The sequence below is a fragment of the Psychrobacter sp. T6-5 genome, assembly GCF_052258485.2.
Lineage (GTDB): Bacteria > Pseudomonadota > Gammaproteobacteria > Pseudomonadales > Moraxellaceae > Psychrobacter.
The window spans coordinates 309504-332443 of the sequence record NZ_JBQQEY020000001.1 but is presented as its reverse complement, the minus strand read 5'-3'; the positions used below and the strand labels follow the sequence as shown (position 1 = coordinate 332443).

The following is a 22940-nucleotide window of genomic DNA, read 5'->3' as shown; positions in this document are numbered from 1 at the left end:
TCGCTACTATGCTTAAAACGCTCTATCTTTAGATTAATAGCTTTAGACGCTACTCTCTTTCTAAGACCACTCTATAGCGAGCGTTACCGCTTTCCAAGCGCTCAAATGCTTCGTTAATCTCAGACATTTTATAGGTTTCAGTTACTGGCTGGATATTATGTCGAGCCGCAAAATCTAACATTTTCCGCAGCGTAGACGGTGAGCCAACGGGTGAGCCTGATAGGCTTTTTTGCGCCATAATCATGGGCGCGGCCGATATCTCTAGCGGTGCTTCTAATATACCAACAAAGTGTAGTTTGCCCTTTGGCTTCAAGGTCTTGACGACAAGATCCCAATTCATATCGACGTTCACGGTTGAGATGATTAAATCAAAAGAACCCGCTACTTTTTCGATTTCGCTATCATTTCGTGAGTTCAATGAGTGATGAGCGCCCATCTCTTTTGCTTCTTCCAATTTCGACTCGCTAGTAAATGCCGTTACTTCACAGCCCCATGCATTGGCAAACTGCAACGCAAGATGACCCAAGCCGCCGATACCGATCACAGCGACTCTAGAGGTTGGTGTGATATCGTATTGTATCAGTGGGTTAAACACCGTGACGCCGCCACACAGCAGTGGTCCTACCGCATTAAAATCTAAGCCTTCAGGGACTTTTATGACACTGGTATCTTTTGCACGTACTTTATCCGCAAAACCGCCATGGTTGCCGATGATAGTTCCTTCTTGCTCAGGACATAAATTGTGGTCGCCATCGATGCACAGATCACAAACATTACAATACCCTTTATGCCAGCCAAGTCCTACTTTATCGCCTAGCTCCAGATGTTTGACATGTTTACCCTTTGCTAGGACTTTACCGGCAACTTCATGACCACCCACAAACGGATACTCGGTCATACCCCATTCGTTTTGCCACATTGACAGATCACTATGGCAGATACCGCAGCTATGCACTTCGATTTCTACCTCGTGATCGCCTAGAGTGCCCGGATCGTACTCATAAGGTTCAAACTTGCCACCTTTCTCTTTTGCTGCATATGCATTAATCATAATTATTCCTTGTTTTTAGTATGGATGGAGGCTGGTTTATATCGATAACAAGATATAAAAAATTTCTTTGATAACATTAACCAAAACGACTATAGCAAAGAGCTGTTCGAGCACACCACCCTATTTAACAAATTAGGACTAGGCTAATACAAAGTGTCATATTTGATAGCGGTTGAGTCCTCACATTTAACCTTCATCCACCGCAACCTGCATTTTCAGCTGATAGGTAATCTGTGACTTTCGGGAGATACTTTTGGCTTTGGGATTTTGATGACTTGTAATAATAGACAGATCACCATCAGCCCCATTCCTAGCCAACCGATAGGAGAAAAAGCTTCTCCAATGATGATGATAGCCAGTATGGTCGCTACAATAGGTTCCAGTAACGTGATAAGTGTCGCTCGGCTCGCTTCAATCGCTTTTAACGCTTGACCAAAAAGTAGGTAACCCAAAAACATCGGAGCAATGGCCATATATAGCGCAACACTGATATGTTTAATGTCTAAAAATAAGTTGTCACCGGTAAATAGCAATGACGGCAGCAGTAAGATGGCTGACAGACCAAACATGCTTGCCATAGCTGATTTGGCATTGACCCCATTTTCTATCATTTGGCGCGCTGACCATGAATAGGTAGCGTAGGTCAAGCCAGCAATCAGTCCGAGCAACACACCCAATACCTGATTGCTCGACGCTACAGTTACGTCCAAATAGTGCATTTTTCCTAAGGTTAGCAAGATAACGCCAATTACTCCAAATGCAAAACTTATCTGCCAGCGCCTAGTAATATGTTTATTGCTGATCAGACGCTCCATCATGACCGTAAAAAACGGTGCGCTCGCAATGGAGATAACGGTACCGATAGCAACACCCGCGAGCCGCATGGAGGAATAAAAAACCAGAGGATAGATGGCAACACAGAGACTGCCGATGAGTAACACTTTCGGCTGAGACAGTAGTTTTACTTTATCGCTAACTAGGTGCTTTTTAGCATTTAATACCAATAAAATACCGCCTACTCCCATTGCGAACGCCCCGATACCTAACGGACTCACGTCAGGTATAAAAGCAGAAGCAGTTCCCGTCGTTCCCCAAAGGATACTGGCGACCACCACACATAATACTGCGCTCAAACCAGATTGAATCTGCAACATAACGGTCATCTCAAAAGTTATCGTGAATCATACTATTATAGAGTGCTGGGTATGACAGACTTTGCAGATAGGACGGTTTTGTTGGCAGGTTAGACGTGTTTTAGTGTGGAGGGTGCTACCCCGAAATACTGTGAGAATCGGCGGCTAAACGCACTGACATCGGTATAACCGACCAACTCAGCGACGATAGAGACGGGGGAATCTGTATGTAGTAATAACGCTTGCGCTTTTTGCATTCTGAGTTTTGTGATGTACTCGGTCAAGGTCTGCTCGGTTTGCACCTTGAAGTTTTTCTTGAGCTGCGTAGGACTTAAGCAAGCAATATTGGCTAACACGTCTATTGTGAGATTTTTTGAGAGGTTATGAGTGATATAAGACACGACCGCTCTGATTCTGTGGTCGTATTGAAAAAACAGCTTTTGTTCTGCTAAAAGTTTATAGAAGGTAGCAAACATCAAGGCTTCAATCTCAGGATTGATTTGATGCTTTAATTGGCTCTCCGAAAATGCCAAAAATGACAATAATGGCGCGCTGATTGAAAAAACAATGTGTTCTGAATGCAGAATATGCGATGGTAAATTTTCGGTGTCAGCCACGATAAACTTGGCATTCTCTTCGGCATTAAAGTAGTGCCTTTCGTTGGCTTTGACGATGACACATTCACTTGGCGTCACTTTACCGCGATAGCTTGCCACTTCAATATTTATCACGCCTCGCAGTGGCAAAACAATCTGATGAAAGTCATGAGAATGCCCGCGGGTTTGACGAGTATACGACCTAATAGAGAGTGTATTGATCATTTATCGTGTTCCGCCTGCATCGTTCTTCCTATTGATACTGTTATTCAGCTCACTACTTTATATCACGCTGTTTACCATGTGGCACTAGCCATTTGGCAAACCATCCTGACACATCGTCCATCAACGTATAGACAACTGGAATGACCACCAGACTGAGTAGCGTCGAGGTGACCAGACCACCCAATACGGCGGCCGCCATAGGACGCCTAAAGGTAGGATCTGCATCACCCCAGCCAAAGACCAGTGGCAACATGCCTGCCCCCATCGCAATGGTCGTCATGATGATAGGCCGCGCACGCTTACGACAGGCATCCATAATGGCCTCAAAACGCGCCAGCCCTCGGCGCTGAGCAATCAGCGCGTAATCAACGAGTAGGATTGAGTTTTTGGTTGCGATACCCATGAGCATAATAAAGCCAATCATAGACGGCATCGACAGACTGCTATTGGTAATCACCAAACCCACAAACGCGCCGCCTATCGATAACGGCAATGCCATCAAAATGGTAAATGGCTGTAATAAACGGCCAAACAGCAAGATTAGAACACCTAAGATACAGACCACACCCACCGACATCGCAATGATAAAACCACTAAACAGATCGGCCATATTTTCGGCTTGACCTTGATCAATGATGGTAATCGCAGGCGGTAATTGCTGCATCGTTGGCACGGATTTGACCGCTTGTACCAGATCACCTAGCTCACCATCCGCTGGTTGCACTGTGATGCTAATTGCACGCTCCCGATCTAGCCTACTGATCTGCGCAGGCCCTGTACCAAAGTCTAACGCTGCGACTTCGCCCACCCGCACCCCTTGCCCAGCAGGCATGGTACTCGGCACGTACAGTCCTTCTAACTGACTGACATTTTGCTTGGCAACATCGGGTAGACGCACCACGATAGGAATCTGACGGGTATCAAGATTGAGCTTAGACAAGCGCTGTTCATAGTCGCCAACAGTCGCCACACGTAACGTGGTCGCAATATCTTGCGTCGTCACCCCTTTGTCAGCCATTGCCAGTCTATCAGGTGTTACCGTCAGCTCTTGGCGTGGCAAACTGCGATCGCTGGTCACCGCGCCTGCACTTGGCAAACCTCGTATCTCAGTCATTATTTTTTGCGCAGTCTGTTCGAGTAATTGAGGATTGGTACTGGTCAATGAAAAGTTATAACCACTCTCCCCACCACTTGATAGCCCAACGGTAAAGCGAGCACCCGGTACCTCTGTCATGAGCTGGCTAATTTTACGTTCTATTTCTTGCTTGGTACCTCGTTCTGCACGTGGCGCTAGTACGATATCTAAGCCCGCAATATTTTCAGCTTTACCGCCACCACCATCTGACGCACCCATCGACGCCTGCGCCTCTCCCACCGAGGTAAAGATATTCGTCACCTCAGGCATGGCCAAAATACGCTCACTGGCAAGCGCTGCCACCCGCTCCGTATCTGCAAGCGACACATCGGGCGTCAGCTCAATTGCCACTCGAGTTTGATCGATATCGTTATCAGGGATAAAGGCAGTTGGCAGCAGCTTGACCAGCCCTAGCGAGGCCACAAACAGCACCAGCGTTGCTCCCATGGTGAGCCAGCGACGATGCAGTGTCCATGAGACAATTTTGAGATAGTACTCCATCATCAAGCTTTGCTTCTCGACGTGGTTTTTCTCAGGTCGAAGTATGTATGCCGCCATCATGGGCGTAATCAAACGCGCCACCATGAGCGAGGCAAAAATAGATAACGCCGCCGTCCAGCCAAACTGACGGAAAAACTGTCCAACGATACCGCCCATAAAGGCTGTTGGTAAAAATACCGCAATCAAAGTAAAGGTCGTAGCTACCACTGCCAGACCAATCTCATCAGCCGCTTCCATAGCGGCTTCATAAGGGGTCTTGCCCATACGTAAATGCCGTATGATGTTTTCGACCTCAACGATGGCATCATCGACCAGTACCCCAATAACTAGTGATAAGGCCAGTAGCGAGATAATATTGAGGCTAAAGCCAAAAAGATACATGCCTAAAAAGGTAGGAATCACGGATAAAGGCAAAGCGACGGCTGCAACAATCGTCGCTCGAATATTACGTAAGAACAGAAATACAACGACGACCGCTAAAATGCCACCTTCGATTAACATCCGTAGAGAAGCTTCATAATCCTCAGCAATGGGCGTCGCGCGATCGTAGACTTTTTCGATACTAATATTGCCAGTATCAGCAGTCAGCTTGGCAAGCTCATCATCGACAAGCGCCATGACATCGACCTCACTGGCACCGCGCGAGCGAGTGATGTTAAATGCCACTACTGTTTTACCATCGAGCTTGGCAATCGAGCTTGGGTCGGCTGCGCCATCAGTGATTTGTGCCATCCGCCCAAGGGCTTGTGTGCCACCAGTGGGAACTGCGACTTGTACATCGTTAAGTTCATTGGCGCGTTCAACGGCACCGAGTACACGGATAGTCTGCGTCGTGTTTCCGACTTCCGCTTCCCCGCCAGAGCTATCTTGCTGGATACCTGCGATCTGCTGCGATAGCTGAGAGATAGAGAGCTTAAGACCACTTAACGCAATCGGATCAGCGGCAACGGTAATCTCACGCTGCAGCCCGCCAACACGGCTGACGGTACTAACGCCGGGGATATCAGAGAGCCGCTTGGTGACCGTATCATCCACAAACCATGACAAATCCTCTACGCTCATATTGTCAGAGGCCACAGAGTACGTGACTACTGGGAACCCTGCCGTAGATACCTTGGTAATAATAGGGTCATTAGCAGCGGCTGGTAGATCGCCACGTACTTCACCAACCGCCGAGCGTACATCGTCGACGGCTTCTTGAATGTCTTTTTCTAACACAAACTCGGTCGCCATCGTCGCAGCACCAGTCTGTAACGTGGTGCGAATATGACTTACGCCTTCGATACTGGTCAGTTTGTTTTCAATTTTCTTGGCAATATCATTTTCAAGCTGCGAGGGCGCGGCACCAGGCAGCGTGACTGTCACTACCACAGCGGGCAAATCGATATCCGGAAACTGCTGCACCTTCATTTTCATAAAGCCATAGATGCCGCCCAATGTCAGGAGCACAAATAGCAAGATTGCGACGAGCGGGTTTTTGATCGAGTAAGCGGAGACGTTTAGACTCATGACTGTGCCTGCGCTGCTGTATTGACGGCGGTACTGGTTTGGCTCACACCATTAACGATACGCACCAAATCTCCATCATTTAAGAAACTACCGCCTTGCTTCACAATATGGCTGTCACTTGGCAATGGCTCTAGTACGGCGACGTTTTCACCAAATCGCTCGCCTAAGGTCACTCGTTGTTGTTTGATACGACCCATCGACTTATCCTCTGTCGTGGTCAGATCAGTCACTAGCATCACATAGTCATAGCCATCGTTACTGACGATAGCGCTATTCGGAATCGTTTGAGTGCTGGCGCTACCGAGCAGGAACTCACCAGTCTGATACATGCCAGCGCGGATTTTTGCATTAGCCGCGAGGCTCGCATAAATCGTGATTTGGCGATTATTATCTGCCGTCGGTGCAATACGGCTCACCTGTCCCATCACACTATCATCACCCGGTAGAGCGACTCGTACAGGTGTACCAATATTGATATCGCCAATCAGCTTCGGATCTAACTCTGCTCGCCACTCCAATATGCCGCCTTTGATAATCGTAAATAATGGATCACCACCTGCGACCTGCCCAACCTCGATCATTTTTTCACTGATAATACCGCTGACAGGGGCAACCACTGTGGCATTGTCAAGGGTCAAACGCTGATTGCTTAAACGGGCTTTGGACGCTTGCAACGCTGCGCGGGCACGCACTTCAGAGGTACGGTAGCGATCGGCTTCTTGTTTACTGATGGCATCGATATCGATGAGTGGCAATACGCGAGCCGCATCGGCGCTGGCGTTGGCAAGTGTGGCTTCTGCCTCTGCCACGTCTGCCTCAGCTTGCAGCACTTGCTGCTCCATCGCATCGGTATCAAACATGGCGAGCACTTGCCCCGCTCTCACGCGGTCGCCCTCTTCGACCAATACACGCTCGATGGCCACACCACTGACTTTTGCACTGACATTAGCGATATCTTTGGCGTTGATGGTGCCATCAGCGCTAAGCGTGCGACCGATATCATCTTGGCTTGGGCTAACGGTTTCTACTGACAAAACAGACTGCTCCGTACTCGCAGTGCTATCAGCTTCATTGCCACCTGCCACACCACTAGAGGCTACTGGCTCCTCTCGTAACTCGTCTGCACTACCGCCCCAATACTTACCCAGCACAACTCCAATCACAAGCACCGCAACCAATGCTGGCAACAACCATAATGGCATTTTTGCAGGAGAGTTTTTAGATGAGGCATCAGATTGACGATACGGTGGTAGCTCAGCGTGTTGAGGTGTCTCAATATTGGTTTGCTGTCCGCTAGTCGGTTCTTGCTTATTATCAGGGTCTTTAAAGTCACTCATAGTCGGTCTCTATAAATACGGATAATAATAAAAGCAGCGCTTAAACGTTCACTTAAACCATTACTCAAAAACAATCACTGGACAGCCACTAGTCAGAACAGCCTATGAATTAGTGGTTAGTGCGCTATCTTTTTGCAACAAGCTCATTGCGAGATTTTTTGCAAACGATTTAAGCTGTTGTTGTAACTCTGGTTGTTCATAAACTGACCCGCCAAGCGTGGCTTGTTGTAGTGACGAGTCAGTAAACATACCGATGGTAAAATAAAGCAAGGTGAACAGGCGCAATGGCTTAGTGTGATCGTCAGTGGGACCAAGAAATGTGGACAGATAGCCTTGAAACCGTGCCAATACTTGAATGTCATGTTCAAACAAAGTCACCATTTCTGGGTTATTCTGTACTGAGATATTCTGTGACGCTAGCTTAGCAATCGCTGGATTCTCAATCAGTAAATCCAAAGTTTTATCGACCCACTGCTCTAACGCTTGGGCGGGCGCAAGTGTGCTATCTGCAATCGCGGCTTCCGTTTGAGATACAAAAGCCAACAGCTGACGAGCATGCATTCTACATACCGCTTCATACAGCGACCGTTTGCTTTGCCAGTGAAAGTGAATAGTGGAGATATTCTTGCCAGATGCTTTTGCAATATCTCGAGTAGTAACCGCTTTAAAGCCTTTAGCCGAAAACAGCGCTTCGGCACATCGTAAAATGGAGGCGGCGCTACTATTAGGTTCAGATTCGACTCGATCAAGCGCGGTTTCAAAGTCAATTTCAGATAATTTTGTCATGGGTCATTATTAATCAATCAATTGATTGAGTCAAACATTTTAGATATCCAAACGGTATATAATAATAGCCCTTTTAAGCATTGGTATAACGACTCGCCTCAGGCATCCAGCGGTGAATCAGTTGGCTGACATCCGCTTTTCTCGCAGGATCTGCAATCAAGTGCTTGGCCAAACGCTGCGCAATGGCAAATAACTGCTCATCACGGATAAGATCGGCTAAATAGTAGCCAATATTACCTGTCTGACGTTTACCGAGCAGTTCACCCGGCCCACGCAGCTCTAAATCTTTTTGAGCGATGACAAAACCATCGTTGCTATCACGTAGCACGTTCAAACGCTCTGTGCCTGTTTCTGATAATGGTTTTTGGTATAACAACACACAAAAGCTCTTAGTTGAGCCGCGCCCAACGCGCCCGCGCAACTGATGCAATTGTGAAAGCCCTAGACGCTCCGCATTTTCAATCACCATGAGCGACGCATTGGGCACATCAACCCCCACTTCGATGACGGTTGTGGCAATCAATAAATCTAAGTCCCCTGCTTTAAACGCTTGCATAATGGCTTGTTTATCAGCGGATTTCATTTTGCCATGCACCAAACCAATGCGAATATCTAAGCGCTTATTCAAATCCTCATACGTGGCTTCAGCCGCTTGCGCATCCAGCACGCTCGACGCTTCTACCAATGAGCACACCCAGTAAGCTTGCCTGCCTGCTTCACAATTCACGGCAATGCGTTCGATTACCTCATCACGTCGATTACGATCGATGGTCACCGTCGTAATTGGGGTACGTCCCGGTGGCAACTCGTCAATGATGGAGGTATCCATATCACCATAGACACTCATGGCAAGTGTCCTTGGAATTGGGGTTGCTGTCATGATCAGCTGATGCGGTGTACTATTGGCCACGCCTTTATTGGTCAGTGCCATGCGCTGCTCAACACCAAAGCGATGCTGCTCATCAATGATCACCAAGCCTAATTTGGCAAACTGCACTTGCTCTTGAAACAACGCATGCGTCCCCACAACAACTTGTACGGTATTTTCCGCAACCGCCTCCAATGCCTCACGGCGCTGCTTGGCAGTTTGCTTACCAGCGAGCCAGCCAACACCAATACCGAGCGGCTCAAACCATTGTTTAAAATTTACAAGATGCTGCTCTGCCAAAATCTCAGTCGGCGCCATCACCGCCACTTGCCAGCCACTATCAAGCGCATAGCCTGCTGCCCCTGCGGCCACTAGCGTTTTGCCAGCGCCCACGTCACCCTGTACCAATCGCAGCATAGGAATAGAAGTTGCCATGTCAGCGGTGATGTCTTTCATCACTCGTTTTTGCGCGCCCGTTAGATCAAATGGCAATGCGCCAAATAGCTTATCAGTGAGCGGACTGTGGGTCGTACATTTGGGCGCTTTATGCTGATGCAGCTGTTGACGACGGTACAGCAAGCTAAGCTGGTGCGCAGTCAGTTCTTCAATGATTAAACGCTGACAGGCAGCATGCGTACGCGCAGTCAGTTGAGTCAACAGTTTATATTGTTGGCTTGCATTAGTATAAGTGGGCGGCGTGTGCAGCAGCACTAACGCTTCAAATATCGTTAAGTTGTAGACATTACTATGAGCGATGCGAGCAGCCGCGCTATGAACATCGTTATTGACGTTGTAAATGGACGCAGTGGGCTTATTCACATTATTGCCAATCACATGATCAGGCACACTATTCGCGAGCGTCGAAAAGATATCTTCTGGCAATGAGGCTTCTAACACGATTGGCTTAGCTGGCTCAAAAGGCACTAAGGGTAGATCCGCCACGACGGCAAAGTCTGCAGTCGTAAATAGCGTCATGGGTAGACCCTGACTACGAACCGTCTGCAATGCCAGTTTAATCAGGGTGCGTAGCTTGTTTTGATGCAAGCCTTTTACGCTCGGATAAATGGGCTGTAGACCGGTATCGGTCGTGACCGTTTCATCTGTAATAATTTGATATTCAGGATGGTGTATTTGTTTGCCGTAACGACTGACTTTGACTTCACCAAACAGCTGCAGCCGCGTTCCCACATTCATGGTCTGCGCAAGGCCACGATAAACCTTAAAAAACCGCAAAGATATCGTACCTGTATCATCGTCTATCACGACCGTCATACCGCTGCGCTTGGTGTCAACATGGACCACGCGACCGGTAATCATAGCCGACTGCCCATGCGCCACTTCTGCAATGGATACCAGTCGGCTACGATCTTCATAATCACGCGGCAAGTGCAGCAGTAGATCAAATATTCGTTTGATATCCAATTGTGCCAATTGCTCGGCTACCTTTGTCCCAACGCCTGCCAGCGCAGTCACTGGCATATCTAGCGCTGAGAGTGGCACATCAAGCCTTGATTGGCTCATTGGACTGGCTAAAGAAGTATTCACCGATACTGGCATCAAAGATCCTAACAAGGTTATTTATTATTTTTATCTATGTCATCGACTGTTTTAAATATAACTCACCTAAGGGAGATTGTCATAAAATTACCCGTAAAAACAGCAAAATATAAACATCGATTCATCTCATTATAGCTGAACAGTCAATGACTTATGCTAAGCTATTCCGTCATGACTGCCAAACCCTTTAAGACAACTTGTTTATATCTATCATACGAATAGTAGCTGTCTTATTTTCTACATTATGGTTTTTCTGCATTATGGTTTTTATAAATCACGGTCATTTTATAAGGTATTTTTTATGTTAGACTCTGCTCTGTATCGACCGTTTTATCAAGGTTTAAGTATATTACGTCTTAGTATGCTTGCCATAGTTGGGTTATGCGTCAGTGCTTGCAGCACCCTAACACCCACTGCTCAGATAACCCAAACGCCAGAGCCTATCGTGGAGTTACCTAGTGTCGCCTTGGTATTGGGTGGCGGCGGTGCCAAAGGGTTTGCTCACGTGGGTGTGATAAAGGCATTAGAAGAGAATGGCATCAAACCAACACTAATCGTCGGCACGAGTGTCGGCAGCTTAATCGGTAGCCTGTATGCCAGTGGTTACACGCCGACACAGCTTGAGCAATTGGCACTGACCACCGCCGATAGCCAGTTGACGGACTTCACACTGTCCAATCAAGGCTTTGTCGAAGGCATCAAACTCAAAAACTTTGTGAATGAAAAAGTTCGCGGACAAGTAATAGAAGACTTTCCAATTGCCTTTGCCGCTATTGCAGCAGAAAAAAACACCTTAAAAAAAGCTGTGCTGACCACTGGCAATGCAGGGCTTGCTGTCCAAGCATCCTGTAGCGTACCAAATATTTTTATCGCCCCGCGTATTCCAGAAAAAGTCGGCAAAAAATACGTCGACGGTGGCGTGGTCAGTCTCGTACCCGTTGACAGCGCACGCGACTTGGGCGCTGATATTGTTATTGCCGTTGATGTGACTGCCGCTCAAGTCAATAACGCCACTGATAATAGAGCACTAACCATCAGCTCATTAAGCGACTTTTGGGGATTTCTCGAAACCAATATCGTATCCCCTACCAATCGCTCCTCATCAATACGCCGCGAACGAGATCGTGCGGATATTGTCATTACGCCTAATGTCGGTCGTAACAACTCAATAGATACCAGACAGCGTCGTGCGCTCATAGAAGCAGGTGCACAAGCCACGACGCCACAAATCAACGCTATCAAACAGTTGATTCGAGAGAAATCTACTAGCAAATACGCAACGCTTTGATTAACTCTATTGCATACTCATCACAAGATTTAAGCGACGTTATATCCAGCGCATAAAAAAGCACCACCGTTGTAAACGATGGTGCTTTATCAATAATAAACATCAATATCTGGCGAACTTTTTACTATAAAAGCCTCAGCATTATTTAACGCGCGCGCGATATTTCACTGCAACGGTGTCATTCAAGCCGACACCTTCAAGATCCCAACGTACCGCCTTATAATACTTGAGTGCGACATCTTGTAGCTGGTTGTCTACTTTGGTACGTAGTGGCATACGGGCGAAGTTATTGCCATCGACGCTACCATATGGGAATTCAGGGGCGACTGTATTTAACAGCTCTACTTGATCTGGGATACTCATGGTGACCGTCATCTTACGGACGCGATCAGCATTGGTGTTAGTAAAGTATCCTTGATATTCCAATACGTTACCTGATTGCAGACGAGTATTTGTATCGACAGGGACGAGTACTTCTTGACCATTGGCATCAACACTGACCAACGATGCTGTGATTTTACTATTGACCGCTTGAGCACTTGAGTTGCTGCTCGCATTTGTATTGGCCTGAACTGCCATTGAGCTATCAACTGCTTGCTCTGGTGTCGGCAGCATGGCAGATGCCTGCGTGACTACCATCGCACCGATGAGCGTACCGGCAACAACGTGAAATAAGCGATGACCGCTCCAAGCACTAAATGGGCTAGCAAATTGGTTACTTTTTTTCATAATTCTCATTATCCCTGATTGATATATCGGTAAAGCACAGATGGCAAAAACTGAGTTGTCTTAACACATAGTCAATAATTAAAAGAATCAGATTCATTATTTTTATTGATTATCTTCGTTCATTGACAGTAAAGCAATAGCGCTTAGCATAGCAAAAAGCATTTGTGTGTACATTAACCCCGTGTTGAGGTTGTGTATATCACTGATGGGCAATAAAAAGACCTCAACACAGCTGAAATAAAAGATAGCTCATAACCGTGTTTTTTGCTATGGTAAATCTTTAGCGTTAGGCATTTTTTTGCTACGCCCTTTTTCTTATTCTAACGACTACTGCTCCCATTATGACTACTAGTTCCATGCCACAGATTAACCCTGAATACGTCCATTGGTTCCGTAACTCTGCCCCATACATTAATACGCATCGCGGTAAGACTTTCGTGATTATGTTTGGCGGCGAAGCGGTCAATCATCCTAACTTCAGCACGCTGATTCATGACTTTGCCTTGCTCCATAGCTTGGGTATCAAGCTGGTACTGGTACACGGGGCGCGACCGCAGATCGAAAAAAACCTAAAAGACGATGATATTGAATCTCCGCTGCATCAAGACATTCGTATCACGCCGCGTGCCGCAATGCCCGCTATCCTGCAAGCGGTTGGCGCGATTCGCTTACAGATCGAAGCACAGCTGTCGATGGGATTGGCTAATTCCCCAATGTACGGCTCACGTATTGACGCCATCTCAGGCAATTTTGTCACGGCGCGCCCTTATGGCATTCGTGAAGGCATTGATTATCAAATGACGGGCGAAGTGCGCTCTATTGACGTTGAGGCCATCAAAAACAATCTACTGCATGACCATATCGTGATTTTAGGCTCTATGGGCTATTCTGCGACGGGTGAAGTATTCAATTTGCTCGCTGAAGACGTTGCGCTTAGCGCTGCGGTTGAGCTGGGTGCTGATAAGCTGATATTCTTGGGCGAAGAAGCAGGTATCAATGATGGTGATCGTTTGCTACATGAGATGATTCCTAACGAAGTGGATCGCTTCTTACGTGACCGTGATTTGAACTGTGAAATCAATTATTTCTTGAACTGCGCAAGCTTGGCTTGCCGTCAAGGCGTCCATCGCACGCATATCATCTCTTATGCCAAAAACGGTGCACTATTAGAAGAATTATTCACTCGTGACGGTTCTGGTACGCTGATCAGCCATGATCCTTACGAAGAAATTCGCCGTGCCAATATCGATGACGTCGTTGGCCTTATCGAGCTGTTATCCCCTCTAGAAGAGCAAGGTATCTTAGTCAGCCGCTCACGTGAACGCTTAGAGCAAGAGATCGACAACTATAGCGTCATCGAACGTGATGGTATGATTTTGGGTTGTGCAGCGCTACATACGTTAGATGCAGAGTCCGCAGAAATCGCTTGCGTTGCCGTACGCCCTGAATATCGTAGTGGCAGCCGCGGTGCTGATTTGCTCGCGTTTTTAGAGCAGCAAGCGCGCAGCCATGGTTTATACAAGCTGTTTGTATTGACGACTCGTACCGCGCATTGGTTCGTGGAGCAAGGCTTTGCGGAAGTTGAGGCAAGTGCTTTACCAGCAGCACGTCTGGAGAAGTACCACAATGGTCGCAACTCTAAAGTTTTTCAGAAAAATTTATAATCTCAGACTGATATAAAACACTGACTCACAAAAAAGCCTTCATAATGTTTATGAAGGCTTTTTTATATACTAATGCTTCAACCGCGCATTACTTTACTTTTAATAGCTCAACCGTAAAGATAAGCGTACTGTTTGGCTCAATACCAGCGTTACCCGCTTCGCCATAGGCGATATCTGATGGGATATAGAACTCGTACTTGCCGCCCTCTTTCATCAACTGTAGACCTTCCGTCCAGCCAGCGATCACTTGGTTTAGTGGGAACTCAATTGGCTCACCACGCTCATAAGAGCTGTCAAATACGGTACCATCGATCAATTTACCTTCGTAGTTCACTTCCACTACGTCAGTTGCTTTTGGCGATTTACCTGTACCTTCTTTCAATACTTTATATTGTAGGCCAGAATCCGTTTGCTTCACACCTTCTTTCTTCGCATTTTCTGCTAAGAATGCTGTGCCAGCCGTTTTATTTTCTGTCGCTTTGGTTTGCATGTCTTTTGCGAACTGTTCTTCTTGCTCTTTTTGATACGTCATCAATACTTCTTGCATTTGCTCTTGGGTCAATGCTGAATCATTGCCTTCGTAACCATCACGGAAACCTTTTTCAAAAGTATCCAGGTTCAAATCTTTGACAGCTTCTTTATTGCCTTCTGCCATCATGAATCCTAAGCTATAGCCCACTTTTTCACTTGCTGAGCTCTGTTCAGTGATAGAAACGCTTTGAGCAGCTGTTTCTTGACTGCCGTTATTGGTGCTACAGCCTGTCATTAACAACATAGCACTAGCAAGGGCGCTAATGCTTAAAGTAGTGATTTTTTTCATATATTACTCTCTGATTGTAAGAATAGTGGCGAGATGTCACATTGTTCTATAATAACAAATCTTAGTTTTGGGAACCACGCTTTACATGAAATTATCGGGCGAATGTACAGTCTGTGTTAATATTTCCTATTATAATAACAAGTTATCACACAAATATAGTGGCAGGTAAAGCTTTCTATCTTTAAATCCATCAATACATAGGCTAAGCTAAATTGGTTAAGGAGATAAGTAATCGAATGTTGGTATTTATCGTTGATATATGAGTGTCAATAGCAAAGCGATAACTAAAAACCAGACTGATACTTTTGATAATCCTCTTTATTCGAAAATTATAATATCTTCGCCTAACTCAATTTAAAGACACTATTTATAATAAACCATCTATATATTTGTCTCGTTCAACAGTGGTTGTACTAACAATACTTTTGAGTGTTACCTATAGGATGATTCAAGGAGGATAAGATGAACCCAATGTACACATCTTTTAACGGTTATCTTGGTGGGCCTATCGGCTCTATCATTGGCGCTATTTTGATATTTATCATTGGTTGGCTGGTCGCACTCGGTATTGCAGCACTTGTTCGCGGTGTGCTCTCTAAAGTCAATCTTAATCAACGCATGAACTCTTCAACCGGTAAAACTTACGATCTTGAGGGAATTATCTCCAAGATTGTTTTTTGGTTTATCTTTATCATTGCTATTTCAGGGGCGCTGAGCCAACTAAACTTAAACTCAATTTCGGCACCATTTGCAAATATGGTTAATCAAGTATTGGCATTTATCCCTAACCTCATCGGTGCGATTGCACTTGGTGTGATTGGTTGGGTCATCGCCACGGTAGCACGCACTGCAATCAATGCGGCGCTTTCTAAAACGACAATGGACGAGCGTCTAAGCGCACAAGCCGGCGTAAAACCGATGAGCAGCACCATCGCTGATATGGTTTACTGGTTCATCTTATTGGTTGTTTTGACCATGGTACTCGGTCAGCTAGAGCTTGATGGTTTATTTGCACCATTGACAAATATGGTCGACAAAATCTTCAGCTTTATCCCTAACATCTTAATCGCTGGTGTGGTCTTTGTTGTTGGTTATATCATTGCCAAAGTCGTACGCGGCATTGTGACCAACCTTGTTTCTACTTTTAATGTTCAAGAGTTAGCGACGAAAGCTGGCTTAAGTGAACAAAACAGCCTACCTAATATTGCTGGTTCGCTAGCATTTTTAGTGGTTATTATCCCAACGATTATTGCTGCTTTGAATGCATTAAAAATCGACGTTATTGCTCGCCCTGCGACCAATATGCTAAACAAAATCATGGAAGCGTTGCCAAATATCTTCATGGCAGTGGCTATCTTGTTTGTGACTTTTTATGTTGTACGTATGGTTGCAAATATCGTCAAAGGATTGCTTGAAAACACTCAAATCAATCAAATGCCTGCCAAAGTTGGCTTGCAAGAGACTATGGGTGACAAGAGAATCTCTGACTTAGTCGCTTATGCGATTATCTTCTTTGCTATGCTATTTGCTGCTATTGCAGCTGCTGATTTACTAGGTTTCGAGCCTATCTCAGCTATTATTACGATGTTTATCGCATTTGGCGCTAACATCATCTTAGGTGCAATTATCCTGTTCATCGGATTCTGGCTTGCGAATATTATTGCGGGTGTTGTTGAGCGCTCTGAACAAGGTTCACAATTCTTAGCAAACATTGTCCGTGTATTAATTATGGGCCTTGTACTTGCTATGGGTCTAAAAGCAATGGGTATTGCAGATTCAATCGTGAATCTAGCATTTGGCCTAACGCTAGGTGCCGTCGCCGTCGCCTTTGCCCTATCATTTGGTCTTGGTGGTCAAGAAGCAGCCGCACGCTTCCTACGTAAAATGCAAGATAAAATGGATCGTGAGCGCGACGAAGCGAAAGCAAAATCTACGCTGCAGCCAAGCTCATCAACACAAGAAAAAGTTGCTGATTCAGTTCGTGACAACACGCCTTCAGCTGCTAGCACGTCAACGACTGACTTGCGTACAGATGTAGTCGATACGACTCGTGTTGATAATTCTCGCGTAGACACCAATGACATTTATAATAATGACGTTCGTAATAACAACATTATCAACAACGATCCATCGTTGCCTGGTAACGGTCTTGATGACGACTTCAACAATAAGTATTAATACATCGTTCTTCGTTTTTAAATAAAAAAAAGACAGCTTAGGCTGTCTTTTTTTATGCGCGTCATTATTTTTTTCGAGGCGGTATAGAAATATTGAGACGTACTTGAGGCAATTTATTAGATACGAGATTCTCAGGACTCGGCTCCATCTGTTTATCTGATTTGTGCTTATCTGGTTCTTGACGAGGTTTCTGTAAATTTTGTTTTTTTAGCTGCTGTATCTGCTTGGTTAATTGACGCTCTCTTTGAGTCATCGTATCTACGGGCTGAATCCAAACATCAATGTCGATAAATGTCTCATCACCATCAGGAATAAAATCGATACCGAGTACGACCACATGATGAAGATCGTTTGTCGGTAGACGGGTGGCCACATCCTGCGCAATTTTTGCTAAGTTTGGTTGAATAGCTACTTTGCTATTATGCGCTTGTGCATCCTGCCCATAGAATATCAGCACATAATGGCGACCCAGACTCTCATAAGAGTGCTGATGTACGACGTAACCATCCTGCCGTAGTGCTTCGCTTTGTTTAGGATGTCTGTATAGCGTACGGATCAGCTCATGACGCGAAAACAAAGATTCATCTAGTAGTTGCTGCTGCCAGTGAGACCGTGATCGTTCTGATGATTCCTGGCCTTCGCTAGGTGTTTGCTTTTCATTGTACGCCGCTATCATCTGTGTACTGAGCTGCGACCATAGGGTAGCGGCTTGCCTCATATGTTTCTGATACATCTGCGCAGTCGCGCTCTGATTCTTATAGGCGAGCGTCATGGCTACTAAGGCAGAATTGGGCTTGTCCTGAATACCATACTCGATAAGTGCATTATCTACTGCGATCGCAGGAGCGAATAAAGCAGCATTTTGCAAAAACTGCGCGACCAGCGCGTCTTCTGATTCAAAACTGGGTACGTGGCTAATAGCCGAATATTGCAGCTGCTCTAAGTGATAAAGTAGAAAACGCCATAACTCACAGGGTGTTTGTACCGCTACCAATATCGAGTGCCAGTCGTGCCAGCCAAACACTTGTAGTTGCTGACTGTCCTCACTCATATCTACGACCAAATCCTCCAAAAAATAACGAGCACCAAAAGCATGTTGCAAGTGATTTGATTGCTTGCTGTCCTGACTATCAGTATTTGTCTTATCATTTTTCACAGTGACATCAGTAAGCTGAATATCAAAAATCAAAACATCATGAGTCTCTGCAGCATGTTCATTTTGAGACAATGATGATTTATGCCATGCCAGCGCAGCTTTTACGGCAGTCGTACGTGCTGTCTCAATATCAGCTGAGCTGGTACTAATTGGTAAGTATAATGTCAGCGCCAGCCACTGCAACTTGCCCGCTGGGAGTTGATAACGATACTGACGAGCGCTATACCGAGCATCGTATTGTTGCTCGACTGTCCGCATACCAGACAGAGCAATGTCTATCGCTGCTTCCTGTAAGTAACAGGCCAGCTCGCGAGGAAGATAGCCCCCATCGGATATTGCGGTAGGTGAATGAGACACAGGTTTTGGCCTTTTATGATCATATGGTATGTAATGAATCGCGCTTTGACTTATCAAAATCACGTCGTTTCTGTGAATATAGTTATTGATATTTCAACGTTTTTACGACTGTAAAATTACGCTACATAAGCACTATCAGACACAGTCGCTTTCAACGCGATGACTTGTTATGATGATATCAAAGCAGCAATGCTTGCGCGCAGACTTTATGACTATCGGCTGCGCTTACGTACCTTTGTCAGGTACGTTTATCAAATTTTAGTAAGCACTATATAATAACAAGGATTGAGCATTATGAAGCGTTTTAAAGAAAAAACCGTCATCGTCACTGGTGCAGGCTCAGGTATTGGTCGTGCAACTGCCATTCGCTTCGCAGAGGAAGGCGCTAGAGTGGTATTGGTAGGACGTACAGCCGAAACATTGGAACAGACGGCAGCAGATTTTCCAGAAGATCATACGTGGATTCATACCGACAACTACCTCTGTGTCACTTGTGATATCACTGAACAAAGCCAAGTACAAGAGATGATCAAACGCGCTGTCGATAAGTTTGAAAAAATCGATGTTTTGGTTAATAATGCCGGAAAAGCGACTCAAGGCAAAATAACAGATTTATCCTCTGAAGACTGGCACTCAGCCATTAACGTCAATTTGAATGGCACGTTTTATGTCTGCCAAGCGGCTATGCCTCACCTTATAGCCACCAAAGGCAATATCGTCAATGTCTCATCCTTGTCAGGTATGGGTGGTGACTGGAATATGGCCGCCTACAATGCTGCCAAAGCGGGTGTTACCAACTTAACGCGTACGCTAGCGATGGATCACGGCCCTGATGGGGTGCGTGTCAACGCTGTTAACCCAAGCGTGACTAAAACCAATATGACCACGGCCATTCAAGATAACGATGAAAAAACAAATAAGTTTTTAGCCCGCTGTCCGCTTGGACGTTTGGCAGCGCCAGAGGATATTGCCGCTGCGATTACCTTCTTAGCAAGCCATGACGCCTCTATGATTACTGGCATCAACTTGCCGGTCGACGGCGGTGTGAGTGCTTCTAATGGACAGCCACAGTTCTAGTATTTTGGCTATTTAAATTAAAAGCCAAAGTAAAATCACTCAAAAAAAGCCCCTGATATTATCATATCAGGGGCTTTTTTATTTTTAACGTTACATGATAAAAGCTTATTTAGCGGCGTTATTGATATCCTGTAGCGGCTGCGACAAACGCTCAGGGTGGCGCGGCATCACACCTTGATATTGAGCATAAATCTTCGATAAATCCGCTTCGATATCTCCAGTTGGATGAATCAGCGATAAGAAACGCACTTCCTTGGTATTATAATCCAGTGCGACTGGCAAGATAGGAACGCCCGCACCAACGGCCAAATAGTAAAACCCCGTTTTCCAGCTTTCAGTATATTTCCGAGTCCCCTCTGGCGCTAACCCCAAAAATAGCGGCTCACCTGACTTAAATTTATCGATACTCGCTTGTAGTACTGAGCCTTTATCAGTGCGATTGATCGGAATAATGCCCATCCAATCCAATAATTGCGCAAATATAGGCACTTTAAATAGTGTGTGCTTACCCATGATACTGATTTTCAAATCCAGCGCAAATAAGCTGGGTATGGCATAAACTCCATCGACATTAGAAGTATGCGGTAGCGCCAATACCACGGCTTGAGAGATATTAGGAATCTCACCAACGGTCCGCCATCCTGCTGTCTTCATGAGCCATAAGCCGATGACAGGCGATATTTTATTGCCGCGCCTAGGAACCTTATCACCCACTTGTTTTCTACTGAGGCTCGGCAGTATTTTCGAGCGCGTAGATGGCGCAGCATCGGACTTAGAGCGTTTAAAAATCTTTGGCATCATGACAGCACAATATAATGAAGGTACTGACATCATACCATTAAGCCTATATAGCTAGGCTGAGTTTTGCGTGCTTTTATTATGCGATAAAGTGCTCAACGATAAATATAAGTAATGGCCTATGTGGGCATTTTGTACGGTACGCGGTTAAAGGCCACTACATACTTTCAAGACACATCCATCCTTTTTAAGAAATATCCGCCAAATCCCCTTTACTCTCAAGCCACGACTTGCGATCAGCGGCACGTTTTTTCGCCAGTAGCATATCCATGATGCCATTGGTCAGTACCATATCGTCCATATCAAGCTGCACCAAGCGGCGTGTATCACGGCTCATCGTCGTCTCGCGCAATTGCTCAGCACTCATCTCACCGAGACCCTTAAAACGGGTGATTTGCGCTTTTTTATTGCCCGGTACATTGGATAGAATATGCGCAAGCTCTGGCTCATCCAATGCATAGTGGACTTCTTTACCCACGTCCACGCGATACAATGGCGGCATGGCAACAAACAGGTGACCAGCATCCACCAACGCAGGGAAATGCTTCACAAACAACGCACAGATCAACGTCGCAATATGTAGCCCGTCAGAATCCGCATCTGCCAAGATGCATATCTTGTCATAGCGCAGCTCGGACAGATCATCAGAGGCGGGATCCACACCGATCGCAATAGCGATATCATGAATCTCTTGGCTTGATAGTACCGTGTCTGAAGACACTTCCCATGTATTTAGGATTTTACCACGCAATGGCAATATCGCTTGATAATGACGATCACGTGCTTGCTTGGCACTGCCGCCTGCAGAGTCACCCTCTACCAAAAATAGCTCAGCGCCATCACGAAGATCACCGCGACAATCTGCCAACTTACCCGGCAACGCTGGTCCCTGAGTGATTTTCTTACGGGCGACTTTTTTGGCTGATTTTAGGCGACGTCCAGCTTTATTAATCGCCAATTCCGCAATCTGCGTACCCATGTCAGCATGTTGGTTGAGCCATAAGCTAAACGCATCTTTTGCCAAGGTCTGTACGGCACCAGCAGCCTCGCGGCTAGATAGGCGTTCTTTGGTCTGACCAGAAAACTGCGGCTCAGAAAACTTGAGAGACAAGATATAGTTCACCCCATCCCAGACATCTTCTGCCGTTAGCTTCACACTGCGCGGTAGCAAGTTATGAATATCACAAAACTCACGTAATGCTTCTAAAATACCCGTACGCAGACCGTTGACGTGCGTACCGCCCTGCGCTGTCGGGATCAGGTTCACATAGCTTTCCTGAATAGGTGTGCCACCATCGGGCAACCAAGACAATGCAAAGGTAATAGCAGCACGTTCACCCGCTTTCGCATCGTAATTATAATAAAACGGTGCTTCTGGCAATGTTTCAAGGCCATCTAACTGCTCGCTTAGATACTCGACAACCCCATCAGTAAACTGCCAAACGACCTTTTCATCATTTATATCATCGGTAAATTCAATCGTCAGTCCCGCGGCCAAAACTGCTTTGGCTTTTAAATTGTGCTTGAGCTGTTTGACATTAAATTTGGGCGTATCAAAGAAACTGCCGTCGGCCCAAAAGTGCACTTTGGTACCACGTTTGCGTTTGTTGGAGCTGACCGCCTCGGTCAACGGCGTCACGGGTGCGCCATTCTCAAACGCCATATCAAACTGGGTGCTATCACGCCATACCGTCACTTCAACACGTGTGGATAACGCATTGACGACAGAGATACCCACACCATGCAGACCGCCTGATACTTCATAATTAGAAGTCGAAAACTTGCCACCCGCATGCAAACGGGTCAAAATTAGCTCAATACCGGATTGACCAAATTCAGGGTGAATATCAGTCGGCATACCGCGACCATCATCTTCGACAGACAGCGACCCATCACTGTGCAGCTGCACCTTGATGGTTTTGGCATAACCCGCCAACGCTTCATCCACCGAGTTATCAATGACCTCTTGCGCCAAATGGTTTGGACGCGTGGTATCGGTATACATACCTGGGCGACGACGTACGGGTTCAAGCCCTTCTAAAACTTCTAACGATTGCGCATTATATTGACTCACAAATGCATCCTTAACTATTCATATGCGTTTAATTCTATTTATTCATTATAACCAAAAACAGCGACGTTAAGGTCAATAGTCCATCGTTCACGTCATATAAT

The 22940-nt window shown here is 45.9% G+C and carries 16 protein-coding genes; 4 read left to right on the top strand and 12 right to left on the bottom strand.

The features are described 5' to 3' along the window. Positions 1-49 precede the first annotated feature (49 nt). The 7 genes from ahr to recG form a co-directional block, all read right to left on the bottom strand. Complete coding sequence (gene ahr, locus ACTXGK_RS16035; protein ID WP_443517382.1) at positions 50-1051, bottom strand: NADPH-dependent aldehyde reductase Ahr; 1002 nt, start codon at positions 1049-1051, stop codon at positions 50-52. 215 nt (positions 1052-1266) lie between these two features. Beyond that, positions 1267-2205 (bottom strand): DMT family transporter, encoded by a 939-nt coding sequence (locus ACTXGK_RS16030; RefSeq protein ID WP_443517383.1) that lies wholly within the window; start codon positions 2203-2205, stop codon positions 1267-1269. Between the two features lie 89 nt (positions 2206-2294). Further along, entirely contained in the window at positions 2295-3005 is a 711-nt protein-coding gene (locus ACTXGK_RS16025) for a helix-turn-helix domain-containing protein (RefSeq protein ID WP_443517384.1), read from the bottom strand. A gap of 52 nt (positions 3006-3057) precedes the next feature. Then, positions 3058-6150 (bottom strand): efflux RND transporter permease subunit, encoded by a 3093-nt coding sequence (locus tag ACTXGK_RS16020; protein WP_443517385.1) that lies wholly within the window; start codon positions 6148-6150, stop codon positions 3058-3060. Then, a complete protein-coding gene (locus ACTXGK_RS16015; protein ID WP_443517386.1) occupies positions 6147-7487 on the bottom strand; it encodes an efflux RND transporter periplasmic adaptor subunit in 1341 nt (446 codons plus the stop codon). The genes ACTXGK_RS16020 and ACTXGK_RS16015 overlap by 4 nt, the downstream gene beginning before the upstream one ends. Positions 7488-7589: 102 nt before the next feature. Then, positions 7590-8273 (bottom strand): TetR/AcrR family transcriptional regulator, encoded by a 684-nt coding sequence (locus ACTXGK_RS16010; RefSeq protein WP_443517387.1) that lies wholly within the window; start codon positions 8271-8273, stop codon positions 7590-7592. Positions 8274-8346: 73 nt separating this feature from the next. Then, a complete protein-coding gene (gene recG / locus ACTXGK_RS16005; protein ID WP_443517388.1) occupies positions 8347-10698 on the bottom strand; it encodes an ATP-dependent DNA helicase RecG in 2352 nt (783 codons plus the stop codon). A 301-nt stretch (positions 10699-10999) separates the two neighbouring features. Between recG and ACTXGK_RS16000 the strand changes: the two genes are divergently transcribed. Continuing rightward, positions 11000-11986, top strand: a complete 987-nt coding sequence (locus tag ACTXGK_RS16000) for a patatin-like phospholipase family protein (protein WP_443517389.1) — start codon at positions 11000-11002, stop codon at positions 11984-11986. Between the two features lie 141 nt (positions 11987-12127). On the opposite strand, the gene ACTXGK_RS15995 is transcribed toward ACTXGK_RS16000, so the two are convergent. Continuing rightward, a complete protein-coding gene (locus tag ACTXGK_RS15995; RefSeq protein WP_371532770.1) occupies positions 12128-12715 on the bottom strand; it encodes a hypothetical protein in 588 nt (195 codons plus the stop codon). A gap of 341 nt (positions 12716-13056) precedes the next feature. Between ACTXGK_RS15995 and argA the strand changes: the two genes are divergently transcribed. Continuing rightward, entirely contained in the window at positions 13057-14379 is a 1323-nt protein-coding gene (gene argA, locus ACTXGK_RS15990) for an amino-acid N-acetyltransferase (RefSeq protein WP_443517390.1), read from the top strand. Between the two features lie 88 nt (positions 14380-14467). Here argA and ACTXGK_RS15985 read toward each other — a convergent pair whose 3' ends face one another. After that, positions 14468-15199: an FKBP-type peptidyl-prolyl cis-trans isomerase gene (locus ACTXGK_RS15985; RefSeq protein ID WP_058025059.1), complete on the bottom strand. Its 732-nt coding sequence runs from the start codon at positions 15197-15199 to the stop codon at positions 14468-14470. Between the two features lie 462 nt (positions 15200-15661). Between ACTXGK_RS15985 and ACTXGK_RS15980 the strand changes: the two genes are divergently transcribed. Then, entirely contained in the window at positions 15662-17377 is a 1716-nt protein-coding gene (locus ACTXGK_RS15980; protein WP_443517391.1) for a mechanosensitive ion channel, read from the top strand. A gap of 64 nt (positions 17378-17441) precedes the next feature. Here the strand turns inward: ACTXGK_RS15980 and ACTXGK_RS15975 are convergent, their stop codons facing one another. After that, positions 17442-18890, bottom strand: a complete 1449-nt coding sequence (locus tag ACTXGK_RS15975) for a hypothetical protein (protein ID WP_443517392.1) — start codon at positions 18888-18890, stop codon at positions 17442-17444. 294 nt (positions 18891-19184) lie between these two features. Here ACTXGK_RS15975 and budC point away from each other — a divergent pair, with 294 nt between their 5' ends. Then, on the top strand, positions 19185-19967 hold the full coding sequence (gene budC / locus ACTXGK_RS15970) for a meso-2,3-butanediol dehydrogenase (protein WP_443517393.1): 783 nt from the start codon (positions 19185-19187) through the stop codon (positions 19965-19967). Positions 19968-20072: 105 nt separating this feature from the next. Here the strand turns inward: budC and ACTXGK_RS15965 are convergent, their stop codons facing one another. Beyond that, positions 20073-20801 (bottom strand): lysophospholipid acyltransferase family protein, encoded by a 729-nt coding sequence (locus ACTXGK_RS15965; protein ID WP_443517394.1) that lies wholly within the window; start codon positions 20799-20801, stop codon positions 20073-20075. Positions 20802-20952: 151 nt separating this feature from the next. Continuing rightward, positions 20953-22839 carry a DNA topoisomerase IV subunit B gene (gene parE, locus ACTXGK_RS15960; RefSeq protein ID WP_443517395.1) on the bottom strand — a complete coding sequence of 629 codons (1887 nt, stop codon included), beginning with the start codon at positions 22837-22839 and terminating at the stop codon, positions 20953-20955. Between the last annotated feature and the right edge of the window lie 101 nt (positions 22840-22940).